Raw genomic sequence first — 18,960 nt, 5'->3', positions numbered from 1 at the left:
CTACATTAGTTTACTGATCAAATACCATTATGACGACGCAAGCCCAGCTAGGCGATAAAACCTTTACTCTTGAACGCTTTCCTTTGGATCAAAAAAACCGCAGTTTACAAGCGTGGGATTCAGCCGATGAGTACCTTATCAATTATGTTAACGAACATCACCCTGATTGTCGCTCACTGCTTATTTTAAACGATAGCTTTGGTGCACTTGCTTGTAGTTTTAATCAATTAACGGTTTGTTCAGTTAATGATTCTTATATTAGCCATCAAGCAGTGGCATATAACTTACAAATAAACAAACTATCCACGGCGCAATTTAGCCAAATAGATAGTCTGTCTGCATTGCCTGAAGACATAGATTTAGTGCTAATAAAAATACCGCGTAACGTAGGTTTTTTGCAATTTCAACTAAGTGAATTAAGCGAAATACTTGCACCTGGTACACCCGTAATTGCAGCCGGTAAAACAAAAGAAATTCATAATTCAACAATAAAATCGTTTGAGCAATTTATTGGTGAAACAAAAACAAGTTTAGCGGTTAAAAAATCACGTCTTATATTAAGCACGGCAAAAGGTGGGTATAAAGCAGCTGATTTCCCTATTACTTGGCCACTTGAAGGCACTGAATTTAATATAACAAATCATGCAAATGTGTTTTCACGTGATTCGTTAGATATAGGTGCTCGATTCTTTTTCAACTATTTACCAGAAACCAAGAAAGAAACTAGCATAATCGATTTAGGTTGTGGTAATGGTGTTGTAGGTGTTATGGCGCTTGCTCGTTGCCCTAAAGCATCTGTCACATTTGTTGATGAATCATACATGGCGGTTGAATCTGCACGTTTAAATGTAGAACAAAACATGCCTGAGCAGTTTGATAATTGCCAATTTATTGAAAACGATTGCTTGACCGACTTTGATCAAGACAGTGTGGATATGGTGCTATGTAACCCACCATTTCATCAAGCGCAAGCTGTAACAGACCACATAGCATGGCAAATGTTTAAACAAGCAAAAGAAACCTTAAAACAAGGTGGCGAATTACGTATTATTGGTAACCGTCATTTAGATTATCACGACAAACTAAACCGTATGTTTGGGAACTGTAAACTACTTGGCTCCAACAAGAAATTTGTAGTACTAAGTGCCACTAAAAATTATTAGGAATTTAATGATTAAAATTACTTTTAGCCTATGTGTGTTACTTGTACTAGCTGGCTGTGCTAGTCAGCCTAATCAAGTGATCCTTAACCCTGTTTATAAAAATGGCCAAATTAGTAAAATTAACAGCAGTTTAAGTACCAGCGTAATTGATTTACGTGGTGACACTGCAACGCTTAAGCTGATTGAATCTGATAAAACTAAAACGTTTGCAAGTCAAGGTATTACAGAGTCAGTTAAAAGCGTTTTAGATAGCGCGCTGAGTCGAAACGGAGCAAGTATTTCAAACCTAGCGACTGTGCGTTTTGAAGTAGATATTCATGCACTGCAAGCTGTGGTAACAGAAAAACTAGTAAGCCACACCAGTGAAGCTCAGATAGAGCTTGGTGTTCGTGTTATTCGCGCTTCAAGCAATTTTAGTAAGGTGTACCGAGGTAGTGCTAATTTAGAAGGCCCATTTAGTCATGAGCGAGCAAAAGTAGAAGGCCAGCTCAATAAGTTGACTGAGCAAATTATTACCCGCATTGTATCAGATCCTGAATTAATAGAATTTTTAGAAGGTTAAACATGAAACGACTTTTTTTAATCTGTTTCGGCCTATTTTTTAGCGCAAGTAGCTTAGCAGCCCAAGAAGGCCGCTTTGTGCAAAAAGATAATATTTTTCCGCGCGTCGAAATCGTAACCTCAATGGGCAGTATCGTAGTCGAGCTTGATCGCTCAAGAGCCCCTATTACAGTCAATAACTTTTTAACGTACGTGTCAGATAAAAGTTACCAGGGGAGTGTTTTCCACCGTATTGAGCGTGATGTAGAAAATGATCGCGATTTTGTTATTCAAGGTGGCGGGTACGACAAAGACTACGATGGTTTACATGAAAACGATCCTATTTTTAACGAAAGTGGTAATGGCTTAAAAAATGACATGTACAGTATAGCCATGGCATATCAGGACAGAGAGCCGCATTCTGGTACTCGTCAGTTCTTTTTTAATATGGACAATAACGACCATTTAAATCCAGATAAAGACTGGGGATTTGCCGTATTTGGTAATGTAATGGATGGCTACGACACACTTGATAAAATAATGGTTGTCGAAACAGGCTTTAACGAAAAAATTGGTTACGATTTCGTGCCAAAAGTACCTGTTGTTATCTTAAATATAAAAGTCCTTGAGCAAGTACCATTATAATTAATGAGCTGTAGTTTAACTACACCCAATCGCCAATGAAGGCCCTATGAGCAAAACTCTCTCTATTAGCGAATATTTTTCTTACTTTAAAGACAAACGCTTAATCAATATTTTTATATTTGGTATGAGCAGTGGTTTTCCTTGGGTTTTAATTGGCTCAGTGCTGTCGGCTTGGTTAAAGGATGAAGGCCTAAGTCGCAGTATGATTGGCCTATTTGGCATTGTATTTGGGGCTTACAGTATAAACTTTTTATGGTCGCCACTCATTGACCGGACCAAGCTCCCTATTTTATATAAATGGCTTGGCCAACGTCGTAGCTGGATACTATTATGCCAAAGCTTTATCTTAATTGGCACGTTACTATTAGCTGGACTTGATTTAAAAACTAACTTAGCGCTTGTTGCCGTAATTTGCTTATTAATCGCCATTGCTTCTGCTACGCAAGATATTGCAATTGACGCATTTAGAATTGACACTCTCAGTGAAAACGAATCTCATAAAGCTACGGCAGCCGCCGCAATGGCAACATCTGGTTGGTGGACAGGTTATGCGCTTTTAGGTGCTATTCCATTTTATATGGCTGATATCCCCTCGCTTGACTGGCCCCAAATATATTATTTTTTAGCCGCTATAATTTTGCTGTTAATGGGTGGAGCTTTGTTCGCAAAAGAGCCTAAGTCAAACAGAGAAGCCGTGCATGCTGAGCTTGAGCGTGTATACCTTGAAAAACTTTCATCAACAAAACAAACCCCACTTACAAAAACAGTTGCGTGGCTCGCGGTAACCGTTATTGATCCCTTTAGAGCCTTTTTCACTAAAAACGGCGTTAAAACTGCACTTGCGTTACTTGCATTTATTTTCTTATTTAAGATAGGTGAAGCGTTTTTGGGCCGCATGTCTATTGTGTTTTATAAAGAAATTGGTTTTAGTAATAGCGATATTGCTACATTTTCAAAAGTAGGCACTGCCGTACTTACCATTATATTTACCTTTGTTGGCAGCTTATTTAATCAAAAATATGGCATTGTTAAAGGTTTATTTATAAGTGGTATTGCAATGGCAGCATCAAACTTAGCATTTTCATGGATTGCTTTAGTTGGACCTGACTTAAGGCTGTATGCCTTTGCTATTGTTATTGATGGATTTACACAAGCGTGGTCGTTAGTGGCAATGGTCGCGTTTATATCAATGCTTTGTGATAGGGCATTTAGCGCAACTCACTATGCGTTGCTAGCATCATTAGGGAACTTAGGAAGAACGTTGCTTTCAAGTTATAGTGGTGTAGTAATAGATGATTGGTTGGCAGGTAATTGGTCGCTATTTTTTATTCTTACAGCGTTAATGGTTTTACCATCGTTACTATTTTTGTACTTAATTAGGCACAAGCTGTATGAACTTGAGCGAAATTATCATCAAAAAAATTAAGAAATATAATGCATCCCTGCATTAATTTACTGCCTAGAACATTTATATAACTCATAAATGAACTAAACAATCACATAATTAATCTACTTTCAGCAAATTTAATGCTTCATGTGGATCAACGTCTAGTGCAGTACAATAGCGAACAAATTCAATAACATCTAAACGGCGCTCTTGATTTTCAATTTTACCGATAAACGAATGAGGTGTACCTAGCACTTGTGCAAGGCTGCGCATTGTATGCCCTTTTTCATGGCGCTTACTCTTAAGCCACTTTGTTAGCTTTGCGTTTTCTTCTGAAGAAACGGTTTTGCCCATCATTTTACATCTCCTACTCGATGATTTGACATACCCATTAAAGCAGTAGCCTATCAATAGCTGTAGGTAAGTAAGCAGCGCTACTTAATTTCACTTCAATAGCAAGGTGTTGCAGTTAAGCACTGTTGCCACTTACTTCTACCCACTTAGCTAAAAGCTACGCTAAAAATGTGGTATAAGTTTGTTTTTATTGAGAATGAAATTTTGCCCGTCTCATTCTTGGATACATTATATACTATTAATACTTTGGTTGAATGATTAATTGCGTTGTTCGGTACAAAATTAACTTGAGCGAATGTTTATAAACACTGAATATCCATCCATTTTCATCAAAAATTGAATTTTTTATGATTTTGTTTCATTTTAATGCGACATGTTTATTATTGAGTCTTATTAATTTTAAAAGGTTGAGTCATGTTCAGGATACTATTTTTATTGCCAATTTTACTGTGCTTAGGTTGGTATCTTTTTTTGCGCAATAACGGGGTTCCAATTAAACAAGGTAAAAAAGGCTTTATGTATATTTTAGCTTTTTCTGCGTTTGTGCTCGGCTTTTTTATATTTATTATGCAAATAACCGAATACGCACCAACTGATTTATAGGCATTAAAAAAGCCGCAAAAGCGGCTTTAATCTATTTAGCGTTTGGCTGTTAAACGCTAAAGCTTGCACCACAACCACAGGTTGTTGTTGCATTTGGATTAGATACAAAAAAGCGTGCGCCTTCTAATCCTTCAGTGTAATCAACCTCACCATCAACCAAATATTGAATACTCATAGGATCAACAACTAGGGTTACACCATTTTTTACTATTTCTAAATCGCCGGGGTTTGCTTTTTCATCAAAAGTAAAACCATATTGAAAACCTGAACAACCACCGCCTGTGACATAAACACGCAGTTTTAGCTCTGGATTTTCTTCTTCGTCGATTAACTGTTTAACGCGAACAGCTGCTGCATCGCTGAACTTAATTGGTAATTCTTCTGACATTTTAAAACCCTCAATATCGTAATGACGTGATTATCTAATACCCGAGTGTTTTAATCAAGTATAGTAAAACAACTCTTTACCCTAATCTAATGTCGCATGTATTATGAACTTGGCGTAGCTTTAACCAAGCTAAAAAAATTGATACAAAACTGAGCTCTAAAAAGATCTAATAGACTGATTGATTTGGATTTTAGGAGCATTTTGACCTTTCCGAATTATAATTAGTTCAATTTACGAACAATTCAATTACAACTTAAAACTTAAAACTTAAAACTTAAAACTTCTGTTAGTCAATACTGCTTAGAAAGGGCTGCACATATTTGATATTTATGCGTCATGATCTCCTATTTATGGAAATAACCACACTACATGTATTCTACTCAGCCTAAAAATCAAACATACTGCTAAAAAGTCGATCATAACAGCTGCTATGATCGACTCCGTATTTTCAATGCTAATGCCTGTGTGCTACTTATTGAAATAGTATGATCTTTTATAAGCTATAAACATACCTAGCAAGATAAGTAGCATCGCTAATGAACCGCCACCACTACCGCTATCTGAATTAGCTTTTGCTGGAGTAATGATAGCTTTTACATTAACTTCCACCAGCTGTTCAGCTTGATCTTCACCATCAGAAACAATAAGTTTAAACACCAAAGTAGTATCTTGAGCTACGTCTGGTGCTGTAAAGTTAAGCGTATTTGTAGTTACCGAGTCTAGTTGAGTAAGAGCTCCCTGAACTTGCACCCATGAGTAGCTTAAGTCGCTAGACTCTTTGTCTGTGGCTTCAGCGATAATAACAACGTTATCACCTTCATTTACAGAATATGTACTCGCGAGTGTAATCTCTGGCAATTGGTTGATATGTAAAAACTTAACATTGTGCGTATACGTAAACTCTTCATAGCCATCATCAATAATAAGAGTAATTACACTATCAACACTTTGCGTTAATTCACCTACCGTAAGTGTCGCTATATCGAGTTCCGGTGTATTAATTGTCACGGCTTCGTTTGCAACAGACCAACTGTAGCTAAGTATATCTCCGTCAGGGTCAATTGTGTTTGATGCATCTAAATTAAACGTTTCGAGTTCATTCATTTGATCCGGTAATTCAAGCGCTAAAACAGGTGCCTGATTCAAACTTTCTTGTGCAAGTTTTGCAACTAATTCCACAAATCCATTCTTTTGACCATCTAAATCAAATTCGCCACCATCAAGTACTTCAAAAGCTGTGCATTGCGAGCATATTTCTTGATAAACATTCCCTGTTAACTTAGGCACCGTTTTCCAACCTGAGATTGAAAGTAACCTAACTTGTAAATCCGAGCTCAATAACGCGTTATCTAACTGTGGTAGAGCAATTTCAACATAATCGGCTTCATTTGCTAATTCTACGTTTAGATTAACTAAGTCACTTTTAGCTTGAAAATGTGGCTCAAAAATATCTAAATCAGATAAGTGATTTTCAAGTTGTTGCTCATCAATTGTCAAACTATGGATAACATCACTGTTGCTCAAACGAGCAATAGTGCCAACACGAATTGAATTGAACTCATTGACGCTATGGAGTACTTTACCCGATTCTAAAATACCGATATTCATTATTGATGAATTATCTAAATAATCAGGGATCCCATCTCTGTCAGCGTCACTCATACCCTCTTCTATATCGGGAATACCATCACCATCAGTATCTATTAGTGGATCATTAAATACTACTTCATCAATAACAGGGATTGTTTGTGTAGTTGTCGCAACAACATCATCGTTTATCGTCGCTGAAAATGACAACTCAAATACATCCGAGCTAATACTTTTTGAATCAAAAGTCATTTCCCAACTCGTATCACTCAGCCTATAAAAATCTAAGTCACTGCCAGTGTTTTCGTTCAGCTGCGCGTATTCAGGTGTAGTCCCCATTAACTTTACAACAACTGAAGTAGGCGAGTTACTTCGCTCTATCGATGTTACTACTTTATTATTTTGTTTATAAAGTAAAGAAATATAAGGCTCAATCAACTCGTCATGAAATAAAATTTTGCTTTGAGCTTTGTCGGTAACAAAAACGCTATAATTAGGCTCAAGCTCTAGCAGGGTTGAATTACCAATGAAGCTAGGATCTAGTTCAACTTCAATAGAGCCAGATTCATCTATACTAAATGATTTATAATTATTACCTGCTCGTAACTGAAAGCGAGCATAGCCTGTGGGGCTTTCGCCTGATATGTAAAGTTTAACAACTATTTTATGAATCGAATCAGAAAGCGTAAATGGTTGAATCGCGATCTCTGGGTATATTTGCACATTCACAACCCCGGATGCTTTATTTCCAGCTCCATCTTCAGCCGTAACAGCAACGTTAACTAAACCAGTACGAAAAACAAAATCATTATCTATTGTTACTGAACTCAGACCAGATACATTCTCACGAATGACATAACCGTTTAGTAGCTCATTTTTAATTCCATCAATTGTATTACCATAAAAATGAAGTGTACTATTTGCTTCAAAAATCGGTGCAACGGTGTCAACAATGAAGACGGTTTGCACAGCTTGAGTTTCATTCCCAGCCCTATCACGCGCAATCCATGTAACTTGGTGTTCACCTACATCAAACCTGCTTCCATTCGAAATGTAAACCTCTGGCGTAAAATAGCCATTGTCCACTACATCGGGTCTATAGAGATCAAGCAAATATGTGTATTCACGTTCAGCCTCAATCGTAACAGCGGATAAATCTGTAAAAGTAGGAGCTTGGTTCTCACCCTGAGTAGGGTCTGTTGGGGCACTATCTTCATTATCAATAACACCATCGCTGTCTGTGTCATTTGATTGAGGGTTTGTATTTAACTCAAACTCGATTAAATTAGTTAAGCCGTCGTAATCGTTATCATTGGATGCATCATAGCTATCAAGTACATTTAAACCATGCTCAAACTCCCAGTAATCGGGAATGCCATCATTATCGGTGTCTAGCGTCGGATCAACTTCAGAAATCCATTGCAATTGGTCTACAGCTAAAGCGAATTGTATATCGTGGTTTGGAATAAATGAGACTTTAATTATATTGAAACCGGCATTAATCGGAATTAGAAGTCTTGATTCATTAGTGAATAAATCGAGCTTATTACCATTGACAATAACTGCAAAGACGCCAGAGTAAGAGTAAGAGTAATCTAAATTCAAATAACCTTGTTCAAACACACCAGCGAGTGCAAACCCAACTTGCTCACCTTGTTTTACGTCTATGATTGAAATGCTTTGAGCGCCGTCAGTAAACCAATTTTGATAAGCACTCCACTCCTTTTGACTATTCGCAAGGGGTGTTAAATAACTTGGTAATGAATTACCTTCAAAACTTTCACTTAAATTAGAGAATGTCGAAGGAATTGATTGTGAACTATCTGCTCGACTTTGTGCATAAAACTCTTGGTAATTTGAGTAACCATCATTATCGGTGTCGAGTAATGCATCCGTTGAATCTAGAGGTAATAATCCATTATCTACTTCGTAACCATCACTTAGCTCATCGTTATCTGTATCACCAAGATTAGGGTTTGTGCCTAATTCATACTCTTGCAAAGCACTTAAACCATCGTTATCTAAATCTAATTGCGCATCAGTACTGTCAAGGCGATCTAAAGCATATTTGACCTCCCAAACATCGGGTAACAGATCACCGTCTGAATCACGCATATCATCTAATGGTAAATATACAAAATTATCAATCCATACAGTATCCTGACCATAACTAGCAGAGCCGTCTTTACTATATTTGAAACTAATATTTTGAACCCCCTCTTCAATCTCTAACAGCAGTGGGCCTTCTTTTAAAGAGGAATCTGATGCAAATATTCGTTGTTCATTTACATACACATGTAAATTATCACAGCAACTTTCAGATTCTATTTTAAAATCAAACAGTAAGTAACCCGACTTAAATAACCCCGTCACATCAAATTGGCTAATTTCATTATCAGATAATACTCCTGATCGAATACTTTGCGCACCATCAGTCGCAAAAGTTGTATCAATATACCATGGTGAATTACTCTGTTCATTATCCACTAACCATGATGGTAGTTCGCTGCCTTCAAATGAATCCGTAATATCTAAATGCAAAGGGAAAGAGCTTATATCTTGTGGGTTTGTACCACTTATAAATTCGATTAAATTACTAAAACCATCGCCATCGTGATCACTCGTCGCATCACTAGGATCTGTTAGAGATAAATCGTTGTAAAACTCCCAACCGTCCGGCATTTTATCGGCATCAGTATCTGCGTTATTAGGTAAGCCTTGGTTTTCAAATTCCTGTAAATTTGACAGCCCGTCTTCATCATTATCGAGTAGTGCATCACTTGAGTCATTAATATTTAAACCGTGTTGCAATTCCCAATAATCAGCGATACCGTCTGCGTCAATGTCAGAAAACTCGTCGCCAATATAAATATTATCTATAAATACGGCATCTGAATCAGTTGATACGGACATATCTTTACTGTAAACAAAAGTTAACTTATTCAAACCAGCAGAAATTGCATGAGTAAATGTTTCCCATTGCAGTGAAACACCTGATTTATTTAAAACCAATTCATCGTTAATATAAACAGTGAAAAAATCAAAGTTTTCTTCTGAATTAATGTTGTAGTTAAAGTTTAAAAATTTGTCACTATCAATAAGTACTGAATATTCAACACTCGTTTGCTGGGAGTCGCTTATATCATTATTAGTTAACACAAAACTATTGGTCTCAACATCCTGCATTACTAACCAAGGAGTAATAGGTACAGATGAAATAAAGTTTTCTGGTACAAGTCCGTCATCAAAATTTATCGTGGTAGTGGATGGAACATCTGGTGTTGAGCTAGCATCAGATGGGTCAGAACCGGCTAAATATTCAATCAGGTTGCTTATTCCATCCCCATCTAAATCTAGTTGGCCATCACTCCCATCTAACGGATTAAGCTGATATGTAAGCTCCCAGTTGTCAGGCATCGTATCTAAATCTGAATCTGAACTTATAGGATTAGTATTGTGTTCATTTAATTCAGCAAAATCAGTTAACGTATCCCCATCGGAATCTTCGTTGTTAGGAAGAGTATTTGCATTGTATTCTTCCAAATTAGTTAGACCATCATTATCTAAATCTAGATCTGCATCACCTGCTGAGCTGGGGTCTAAATTGTAAACACGCTCCCAGTTATCATCCATTCCATCTAAATCACTATCGATGAACTGAATGTTATTACAGATCACACCAACAGCATTAAATGCATTAACAACATCACCTGCATTGTAGCGAAGGTCTATTGCTGTATTTATTGCACCACATGCGGCATCAATATAATCCGATGAAGAAATCCAATAGTTTTGATTGGCTTTAAGCATAATTTCAAATGCTTTTTTTGGATCCCAACCTTCACTTGTCGCTAGTAAGAAAAAAGCACGATTAAATACGCCACTACTAAAGTGCACATCCATTCCGTAGTAAAAATCATTAGCATGATCAATAGAGACACCATCATTAGAAGGTGTTTCAAAGTAACGTAAAGCAGTCGCTTGTTTCGTTATATCTGCGCCAGATAACCAATCAGTCTCGCCTCGAACAAAAAACTCAGCGGTTTCTCCTGCCATATCAGAAAATGACTCATTAATACCACCCGACTGATCAAAATACATCAAGTCTGAATTTTGATTTGTGAAACCATGGCTTACTTCATGAGAAACAATATCTAATGACACTAAAGGGTGAAATCGATCTGCCCCATCGCCAAATGTCATCGCATAGCCATTCCAAGTGGCATTTTCCCAGCCATTATCTTGATGAACACGCATTAACAATTTAAATGTTAATGGGGCCGTATTATACCATTGCTCATACATATCAAAAACAGCGGTACCAAACGCGTGCGCATCATTCAAAGGAGAATATGCACCATTTATTTCTTTATGAGTATTTCTATCACAAAGGAACGAAAATGCATCGACAGGTTCTTGGCCTGACTCCATTGTCACCGTCTTTACTTTGTCGTTTTCTAAAAAGCATGTTGTGCCATTTTGAGTAACTTCTAGCGCAGGGAAATCTGTCCCATATTCATACTGGCCAGTCTTCGTATTACCACCAGGTCCTGAAGCTTGCGCTTGTTGAATATTATTCCATACTTTAATTAGAGAATAATCTGACTCATCAATTAACGCTGCTGGTTGGCTCTCCAATGACTGATCATTAACAAACAATTCTATAAGTCGAACATAGCGCGCTTTACCATTATTTATGTAGATGTAACGATCATTACTCGTGATATCAAAACGCGAAGCTATATTTAGTTTTGACTTTGCTAATATTGCTTTAGCAGCATCTTCAGGCTTGAACTGATTATTTTTTGTTTTTTTAAGCTGTTCATCGCTGATGTTCTTGGCAAAAAAACCACTGATATGGTTTGTTTTATTTTGTACACTAATCTGCTGCCCCCAAATAGGAACCCCAGCGTAATACTGTTGCATCTTTTTAGATTTTTTAGATCCATTAATCCCTTTAGATAACATACTGTTATTTTTTGATATTTCAGAGAAATAAACTGGATTTATATTTTTTGAATTGCTTGTAGATGAATTATTAAGAAGTGCCGTCAATTCCACTTTATTTACAGGTGTAATTCTTTCAACAACAGCGCTATGGGCTACCATCGAGTTAAAAACACATAACGCAGTAATCCCTGCAGTTAATCCTTTATACATAAATTTCCTATGCTTAACGCATTATAATTAGTTTTTAATACCTTATATTAACAAAAGTAAACCATTTAAAAAATAAAAACGACTCATTTTAAGTTTACGAATAGTATCAACGAACACCACCATAAATATTAAAACTAATTTAACCTGAGCACTGTTCAAGTGACACACTAAAAAATTGAATTATATGATATTTTAATTTTTTTCCCTAGCCAGAGACTTTTATTGCGAGTAGATTCTACGCAGTCAGCGCTAAAAGTAACCGCTTGAGATAGATTTATTATCCAAAGTTCAGGTTAATTTACATGTCAAAATATTTTTTCAGGCAAATTTTTGAAGGAAATAAAGTTAATTTAGTAGCAACTTCCTTATCAGTTATGTGAATCTATTTATGTTATTAATTTTACAAAATCACAAGGACTTAGTGGTTAGCATTTGCTAAACTGCTCGCTGAAAAATATGACGAGGAAATAATGCATGTGGCTTGAGCAACTCAGGCGTCGGCTGGCAAAACCTAAAACATCTGTACAATTATGCTTATTAGGCGTAGTTGCCGGATTGATTGCTGCATTTTTTATTATTTTATTTCGTTTAACTATTTTATTTTTCCAAAGCTTATTTTTAGAAACACCTGACGACTTTACTACCCTACCAACACTTGAACGTGTTTTAATGCCGCTAATAGCCGCACTATTAATTGCGTGTTTTGCTGCGTTTACTGGCTTTAAACATTATCGTTTAGGCATTCCTTTTGTTATTCACCGTATTAAGCGCCATTACGGACAAATGCCTCTTTATAATACGGTAAATCAGTTTGTTGGTGGTGCATTAGCACTTATAAGTGGTTTTTCGGTCGGCCGCGAAGGCCCTTCTGTTCATATGGGCGCCACTGGTGCAAGCATTTTAGCCGACAAGCTCCACTTACCTCATAACGCGATGCGTACATTAACGGGTTGTGGTGTTGCAGCTGGGATTGCTGCTTCATTTAATACCCCACTGGCAGCTGTTATCTTCGTAATGGAAGTAGTACTTAGGGAATATAAAGTACATATATTTGTGCCCATTATGCTTGCTGCGGTTACAGGTGCACTCGCTACTCAATTTGTTTTTGGTGAAGGCTCTGAACTTGCTCTTATTACAATAGCGCCACTTAGCGGTTGGCACTACCCATATTTAATATTGTGCGGCATGGCACTCGGTGCAATTGCATTTAGCTTTAATCAAAATTTAATGTTAATTATTAAAACATTTAAGCCTTTGAGTATGTTCCCTCGCCTATTGATTGCAGGCTGTATTGCCAGTTTAATTGCATACGCAGTACCACAAGCAATGGGGTCAGGTATGAGTGCAATTACCATTGCGGTAGAATCCCCTGAGAACGTAAAATTACTTACCACCATTTTAATTGCCAAATTACTTGCCACTTTATTTGCGATTGGTTTGGGTATTCCTGGTGGGTTAATTGGCCCAGTGATCGGACTTGGCGTATTAATTGGTACTCTTATGGCCTTTTGCGCACAATTTATTAGTCCTGGAACTGATATAGCAGGTACTTATGGGGTTTTAGGAATGGCGGGATTAATGGCTGCAACGTTGCATGCCCCATTAGCTGCTTTAACAACCGTTATGGAGCTAACATCATCGCCTGAGATTATTGTGCCTGCCATGCTTGTTATAACGACAGCCTATGTAACTGCATTACAATTTTTTGGAAATCGCTCCATATTTTTACAGCAATTAGATTTTCAGGGACTTCCCTATCATGTATCTCCAGCCACAGAAGCGCTACAAAAAGTAGGGATAATGGATGACATGGACGAAAATTTCAAATTGCTATATTCAGATGATAAAGAGCAAATAAAAAATACCCTTGATGCTATGGATAGCCAAACACCACTTATTGTATTTGATGAGGAGAATGGCTACAGGCTTGCTGAATACGATTTAAGTCTAATGTCTGATCAGGCCATCAATTTAAACTACATTAGCCTGCAGGGCATTAGTAGCCAAGCAACACTAGCCGATGCATTCGATATGTTAAAAGACAAAAGAAGTGGCGCACTGTACGTTTACAACCTTTTAGATAATCAACAAATTATGGGGCTTTTACGTTGGGACCAAATTCATCATATTTTGACCATTCGTAACAGCTTACTTTAAACAATAAGGATTATTATGAGCGCATTATTGATTTATAAAACACTCCACATATTTTTTATGATTGCGTGGTTTGCCGGTATTTTTTACTTACCTCGATTATTTGTATATCACGCCATGAGCGAAGAAAAGTCGTGTAACTCTATGCTTAAAGTTATGGAGCGCAGACTACTTTATTTTGTCACCCCATTTGCTGTTTTAACGGCTGTATTTGGAGTACTAACCATTGTTGAGTATGGTCGTGATTGGTTTAGATACAGCATGTGGCTACATTACAAACTTGTACTCGTTATTATTTTGTATATATACCACGGCTACTGTTTTAAATTATTGAGCGACTTTAAGCATGACCGAAACACTAAAACGGATCGTTTTTACCGAATTTTTAACGAGCTACCTGTTATTGCGCTACTCATAATTGTGGCATTAGCAGTAATAAAGCCTAGCTTGTGAAAACCTCTGGCTAGAGATGAATAAATTTAAATATCATTATTTCTCAATGTATTAGTGAGCAGCCCAACCAGAGTTCAGGTTAAGTCACATTTTAATTTTGTTTTAATACGCGCGATTGCGTGCCCCATTTTTTGGATTATCGCGCCCTTTTGAAAAACTAGGAATAACCCCATGTTAAGTTTCCAAGGTGAAAATATACTGTCTGTTAGTCAACTAGACAGGGACTGTATTGAACGCATTTTTGCAGTTGCTAAAAAAATGGAGCCTTATGCTAAAAAACAAAAACGTACCAACGTACTTGAAGGTGCTATTTTAGCTAACTTGTTTTTTGAGCCAAGCACACGAACACGTGTAAGCTTTGGTACAGCCTTTAACTTACTCGGTGGTTTAGTTCGTGAAACAACCGGTATGCAAAGCTCAGCCCTTGCAAAAGGGGAATCACTTTACGATACCGCACGTGTTATTTCAGCTTATGCTGATGCTGTCGCTATGCGTCACCCAGATTCTGGCTCGGTCAGTGAGTTTGCTACGGGTTGTAGCGTACCAGTAATTAATGGTGGCGATGGCCCAAATGAGCACCCCACTCAAGCCTTACTTGACTTACTCACTATTGAACGTGAACTCAGCCGTTTTGATCAAAACATTGATGGTATGCATATAGCCTTAGTGGGCGATTTAAAATATGGTCGCACCGTACACTCGCTTTCAAAACTATTGTGCCATTATAAAAATGTAAAATTTTCGATGGTTGCTCCCGATGGCTTACAAATGCCTGACTACATCTTAGACGCAGTAGATAACGCGGGTCATAAAATTGAATTGGTAGACAAGATGGAAGGCAATTTAGCGGCCGACATCGTTTATCAAACACGTATTCAAGAAGAACGCTTTCCTTCACAAGAAGAAGCAAATAAATACCGAGGTGGATTTAGAATTAGCCAATCAATTTACAGTGCACACTGTAAACCTAACTCTGTTCTTATGCATCCACTTCCGCGTGACAGTCGTATTGAAGCCAACGAGCTCGATAATGACTTAAACGCTAACGACAATTTAGCTATATTTCGCCAAGTACAAAATGGTGTATTAATTCGTATGGCACTGTTTGCTTTAACACTCGGCGTAGAAAACAAAGTTGAGAAGTATGAAGTAGACGTACCTTGGTTTAGCCGCAAACGCGATAGCTAAGCCCCTTTTAAGTGACAATTTATAGGATTTTTCATGACAATTAGCCAAGACTTATTTGAACGCGCTCAAGCCTCTATTCCAGGTGGCGTAAATTCGCCAGTTCGTGCTTTTAATGGTGTAGGCGGTACGCCGCTATTTATTACAAAAGCAGAAGGTGCGTTTACATTTGACGCTGATGGTAATCGTTACATTGATTACGTTGGCTCTTGGGGGCCAATGATTATGGGGCATAACCACCCTGCGATTAAACAAGCCGTTCACGAAGCAGTAGAAAACGGCCTCAGTTATGGCGCGCCAACTGAAGCCGAAATTTTAATGGCTGAAAAAGTAAAAGAGCTAGTCCCATCAATCGAAAAAGTGCGTATGGTCAGCTCAGGTACTGAAGCAACTATGAGTGCAATTCGTTTGGCACGTGGTTTTACAGGTCGCGATAAAATATTAAAGTTTGAAGGGTGTTACCACGGCCATGCAGATTCGTTATTAGTTAAAGCAGGCTCAGGTGCACTAACAATGGGCGTACCGAACTCTCCAGGTATTCCAGAAGACTTTGCAAAGCATACGCTTACGGTATCGTTTAATAACTTAGATGAAGTAAAGGCTATTTTTGCAAAATACGCAGACGAAATTGCTTGTATTATTGTAGAGCCAGTAGCCGGTAACATGAACTGCATACCACCTGTGCCAGGCTTTTTAGAAGGTTTACGCGATGTGTGTGACGAATATAAATCAGTACTTATTTTTGATGAAGTAATGACGGGTTTTCGAGTGGCACTTGGCGGCGCACAAGCTTATTACAACATTAAACCAGATCTTACGTGTTTAGGTAAAGTAATTGGCGGCGGCATGCCCGTTGGCGCGTTTGGTGGTAAAACAGAAATAATGGATTACATTGCACCTGTTGGCCCTGTATATCAAGCGGGCACTCTTTCTGGTAACCCTATTGCAATGGCTGCTGGTTTAAAATCACTGGAGCTATTAAGTGAGCCAGGCCTGCACGATAAGCTAGAAGCAATTTCAAAAGCAATTTGTGAAGGATTTGAAGCTGGCGCTAAAAAAGCAGGTATTGCGTTAACGACTAATTACGCAGGCGGGATGTATGGATTCTTTTTTACCTATGCGGAAAAAGTAACAACCTACAAACAAGCAACTGAATGTGACTTAGAGCGTTTTAAACGTTTTTTCCACCTTATGCTTGAAGAAGGTGTTTACTTAGCACCATCTGCGTTTGAGGCCGGTTTTGTATGTGCTGCACACTCTGTTCAGGAAGTAAAAGAGACCATCGCAGCTGCCGAACGCTCATTTGCCAAACTGTAACTTAAAAATTACTTTTGTATTAATTAAACGCCTGTTTTTAATACGTATAATTAATATAAATGATTAAAAAAAGCCCAAAAGGGCTTTTTTTATTTGTAAAGTAATTTAAATGAATGATAATTAACCTTAACAAGGTCTAGTTAGCATTAATTCCCTATTCAATAATACAAGAGAGTCTTATGTCAGGATTACGACAATTCACAGCACCTGCCACCAGGCTAATGGCTAATTTAAAGTACAAAACAAAAATTAGCCTTACATTTGGTATATTGTTAGTTCCTCTTGCTATTAGTTTGTTTTTTCTAGTGTCGCTATTAAGTGATAGCATTAACGTATCTAAAATGCAGCAGCAAGGCTTAAAAGGTTATCAAGCCATACTTAATAATCAAATGCTTGGAACAAGCAGTAAAAATATAAAAGTTGCTCGCGAACTAGGCTTCACAATAAAAGATGGTCAAGCTGATGATGTGCTAGAACTTGTTTCAATTGAGTCTAATTTAGCACTTGATAGCCAACTTGCCAGTGCTTATGTAAATCGCGCATTAGTCACCCCGATCCCTGCACTTATAATGCAAATAAATTTAACGACCGAAAGCGCAAATACAGTACTAACCAGTAACCGATTTACACCCGATACATTTATTGCTCTCTCCAATCTTAGTAAGTCATTGCCTCTGTATGAAAAGCAATTAGAAAAAACTTTAACCGTAGCAACTGCAGCAGACAAATCAGTTAGTAAAATACTTACCCCTGCTCTACAGCAACTACAAGAAACTGTGTATGCATTCAAAAATGCGATAGACAAAAAGTTACTTGAGCCAGATGATATAGAACTAAGTAAAAGTAAATTTGAACAGCTAACAAATGATGTTAATAACAGCATCAGTACATTGATAAATAAGAGTATTCCAACTCTAGAATCTTTAGTTGAAAATAAACTGAAAACGCAACAATGGACACGTAACATTGTATTAGCTGCTTCAGTTTGTAGCTTAATTTTTGCCTTTTATTTAATGGTCGGCTTCTACTTTGCTGTGGTTGATACTATAAACCGCTTCGCTGAAGCCGCAAATAAAGCTGCTAATGGGGATTTAAAAGCAATTCTTCACTCAACTGGTAGTGATGAAATGAGTATTATTGCTTCGAGATATAATGCTTTGTTAAATGCATTCTCGCATTTATTGTCAGATGTAAAGGCAAGTACGGTAGAACTGTGTGATGCCACAAAATCACTATCGCATGCAAGTAGCCAAACAAGTGACGATGTTACTAAACAACAAACACGTGTAAATGCTATCCATAATGCTTTAAGTGATATGGCACAAACTGCACATACTGTTGAAGAGTCAGCTCACCAAGCTACACTGACAGCTCAAGATGCCGCTTCACATGTAAAACAAGGCTCAGACAATACAATGGAGCTGGCTAAATATATGCAAGACTTGCAAATTGAATTTGCAGAAAGCCAGCAAGCACTCGACAGATTAGCGCAAGATAGCCAAGAAATTAGCAAAGTAAGTAAAGGGATCAGTGAAATCGCCGATCAAACTAATTTATTAGCCCTTAATGCCGCTATTGAAGCTGCTAGAGCTGGTGAACATGGTCGAGGATTTGCTGTTGTAGCTGATGAAGTAAGAACCTTAGCGCAGCGTACACAAACACAAACCCAAGAAATTCATCAAATTATTAGCTCATTGCAACAAGCTTCTGACGACACACAACAGAAAATGCGTTCAAGTGTTGAGAAGATGGAACAATCAGTAAAAGCAGCCAACCAAACCAATGAAGTATTGCAAAGTGCAGAACAAAGCATGGGTGATATTAAACATCAGGGCGAAGTTATTGCAGAACGAGTTAAACAGCAATCAAATGCTACAACACAAGCATTAAATGACTCGCAAGCGGTCAGTAACTTAGCGGATCAAACCTTGATCTCGGCACAATCAACACTTCAGGATGCCCAGCAGTTAAGTCGTTTATCTAATGACCTAACTAAGTCTATGAGCTTTTTTAAATCATAATTA

At 37.6% G+C, this 18,960-nt stretch carries 13 protein-coding genes; 10 read left to right on the top strand and 3 right to left on the bottom strand.

Annotated features, from left to right (window positions below):
• Nucleotides 1-29 precede the first annotated feature (29 nt).
• Genes D172_RS04880 through D172_RS04865 form a run of 4 tightly spaced genes read left to right on the top strand, consistent with a single transcriptional unit; the run spans nt 30 to nt 3,774 of the window.
• On the top strand, nt 30-1,163 hold the full coding sequence (locus D172_RS04880) for a methyltransferase (RefSeq protein ID WP_007376125.1): 1,134 nt from the start codon (nt 30-32) through the stop codon (nt 1,161-1,163).
• 7 nt (nt 1,164-1,170) lie between these two features.
• Complete coding sequence (locus D172_RS04875) at nt 1,171-1,725, top strand: YajG family lipoprotein (RefSeq protein WP_007376124.1); 555 nt, start codon at nt 1,171-1,173, stop codon at nt 1,723-1,725.
• A gap of 2 nt (nt 1,726-1,727) precedes the next feature.
• Nucleotides 1,728-2,348: a peptidylprolyl isomerase gene (locus D172_RS04870; RefSeq protein ID WP_007376123.1), complete on the top strand. Its 621-nt coding sequence runs from the start codon at nt 1,728-1,730 to the stop codon at nt 2,346-2,348.
• Between the two features lie 46 nt (nt 2,349-2,394).
• The gene (locus D172_RS04865; protein ID WP_007376122.1) at nt 2,395-3,774 is read left to right on the top strand and encodes an AmpG family muropeptide MFS transporter; all 1,380 of its coding nucleotides are present in this window, start codon (nt 2,395-2,397) and stop codon (nt 3,772-3,774) included.
• Between the two features lie 78 nt (nt 3,775-3,852).
• On the opposite strand, the gene D172_RS04860 is transcribed toward D172_RS04865, so the two are convergent.
• Complete coding sequence (locus D172_RS04860) at nt 3,853-4,092, bottom strand: helix-turn-helix domain-containing protein (protein WP_007376121.1); 240 nt, start codon at nt 4,090-4,092, stop codon at nt 3,853-3,855.
• Between the two features lie 411 nt (nt 4,093-4,503).
• Here D172_RS04860 and D172_RS04855 point away from each other — a divergent pair, with 411 nt between their 5' ends.
• Complete coding sequence (locus tag D172_RS04855; protein ID WP_033014996.1) at nt 4,504-4,692, top strand: hypothetical protein; 189 nt, start codon at nt 4,504-4,506, stop codon at nt 4,690-4,692.
• 49 nt (nt 4,693-4,741) lie between these two features.
• Here the strand turns inward: D172_RS04855 and erpA are convergent, their stop codons facing one another.
• Nucleotides 4,742-5,080 carry an iron-sulfur cluster insertion protein ErpA gene (gene erpA, locus D172_RS04850; RefSeq protein ID WP_007376119.1) on the bottom strand — a complete coding sequence of 113 codons (339 nt, stop codon included), beginning with the start codon at nt 5,078-5,080 and terminating at the stop codon, nt 4,742-4,744.
• A gap of 468 nt (nt 5,081-5,548) precedes the next feature.
• Nucleotides 5,549-11,827 carry a M4 family metallopeptidase gene (locus tag D172_RS04845; protein WP_007376118.1) on the bottom strand — a complete coding sequence of 2,093 codons (6,279 nt, stop codon included), beginning with the start codon at nt 11,825-11,827 and terminating at the stop codon, nt 5,549-5,551.
• 474 nt (nt 11,828-12,301) lie between these two features.
• Between D172_RS04845 and D172_RS04840 the strand changes: the two genes are divergently transcribed.
• The 5 genes from D172_RS04840 (at nt 12,302) to D172_RS04820 (ending at nt 18,957) form a co-directional block, all read left to right on the top strand.
• Nucleotides 12,302-13,984: a chloride channel protein gene (locus D172_RS04840; RefSeq protein WP_007376117.1), complete on the top strand. Its 1,683-nt coding sequence runs from the start codon at nt 12,302-12,304 to the stop codon at nt 13,982-13,984.
• Between the two features lie 15 nt (nt 13,985-13,999).
• Nucleotides 14,000-14,434, top strand: coding sequence for a CopD family protein (locus D172_RS04835; protein WP_007376116.1), 435 nt, complete (start codon nt 14,000-14,002; stop codon nt 14,432-14,434).
• Nucleotides 14,435-14,605: 171 nt separating this feature from the next.
• Entirely contained in the window at nt 14,606-15,622 is a 1,017-nt protein-coding gene (locus D172_RS04830; protein ID WP_007376115.1) for an aspartate carbamoyltransferase, read from the top strand.
• 33 nt (nt 15,623-15,655) lie between these two features.
• Nucleotides 15,656-16,936, top strand: coding sequence for a glutamate-1-semialdehyde 2,1-aminomutase (gene hemL / locus D172_RS04825; protein ID WP_007376114.1), 1,281 nt, complete (start codon nt 15,656-15,658; stop codon nt 16,934-16,936).
• A 179-nt stretch (nt 16,937-17,115) separates the two neighbouring features.
• Nucleotides 17,116-18,957 carry a methyl-accepting chemotaxis protein gene (locus D172_RS04820; RefSeq protein ID WP_033023282.1) on the top strand — a complete coding sequence of 614 codons (1,842 nt, stop codon included), beginning with the start codon at nt 17,116-17,118 and terminating at the stop codon, nt 18,955-18,957.
• Nucleotides 18,958-18,960 lie beyond the last annotated feature (3 nt).

The sequence above is a fragment of the Pseudoalteromonas sp. Bsw20308 genome (assembly GCF_000310105.2).
GTDB classification, from domain to species: domain Bacteria; phylum Pseudomonadota; class Gammaproteobacteria; order Enterobacterales; family Alteromonadaceae; genus Pseudoalteromonas; species Pseudoalteromonas fuliginea.
This window is presented reverse-complemented; position numbering and strand designations above follow the sequence as displayed.

Bases quoted from the DNA above. Each gene is read 5' to 3' on its own strand.
- D172_RS04870 (WP_007376123.1), top strand. From the start codon at position 1,728: ATGAAACGACTTTTTTTAATCTGTTTCGGCCTATTTTTTAGCGCAAGT.
- D172_RS04865 (WP_007376122.1), top strand. From the start codon at position 2,395: ATGAGCAAAACTCTCTCTATTAGCGAATATTTTTCTTACTTTAAAGAC.
- hemL (WP_007376114.1), top strand. From the start codon at position 15,656: ATGACAATTAGCCAAGACTTATTTGAACGCGCTCAAGCCTCTATTCCA.
- D172_RS04830 (WP_007376115.1), top strand. From the start codon at position 14,606: ATGTTAAGTTTCCAAGGTGAAAATATACTGTCTGTTAGTCAACTAGAC.
- erpA (WP_007376119.1), bottom strand. From the start codon at position 5,080: ATGTCAGAAGAATTACCAATTAAGTTCAGCGATGCAGCAGCTGTTCGC.
- D172_RS04860 (WP_007376121.1), bottom strand. From the start codon at position 4,092: ATGATGGGCAAAACCGTTTCTTCAGAAGAAAACGCAAAGCTAACAAAG.
- D172_RS04875 (WP_007376124.1), top strand. From the start codon at position 1,171: ATGATTAAAATTACTTTTAGCCTATGTGTGTTACTTGTACTAGCTGGC.
- D172_RS04880 (WP_007376125.1), top strand. From the start codon at position 30: ATGACGACGCAAGCCCAGCTAGGCGATAAAACCTTTACTCTTGAACGC.
- D172_RS04855 (WP_033014996.1), top strand. From the start codon at position 4,504: ATGTTCAGGATACTATTTTTATTGCCAATTTTACTGTGCTTAGGTTGG.
- D172_RS04840 (WP_007376117.1), top strand. From the start codon at position 12,302: ATGTGGCTTGAGCAACTCAGGCGTCGGCTGGCAAAACCTAAAACATCT.
- D172_RS04835 (WP_007376116.1), top strand. From the start codon at position 14,000: ATGAGCGCATTATTGATTTATAAAACACTCCACATATTTTTTATGATT.
- D172_RS04820 (WP_033023282.1), top strand. From the start codon at position 17,116: ATGTCAGGATTACGACAATTCACAGCACCTGCCACCAGGCTAATGGCT.
- D172_RS04845 (WP_007376118.1), bottom strand. From the start codon at position 11,827: ATGTATAAAGGATTAACTGCAGGGATTACTGCGTTATGTGTTTTTAAC.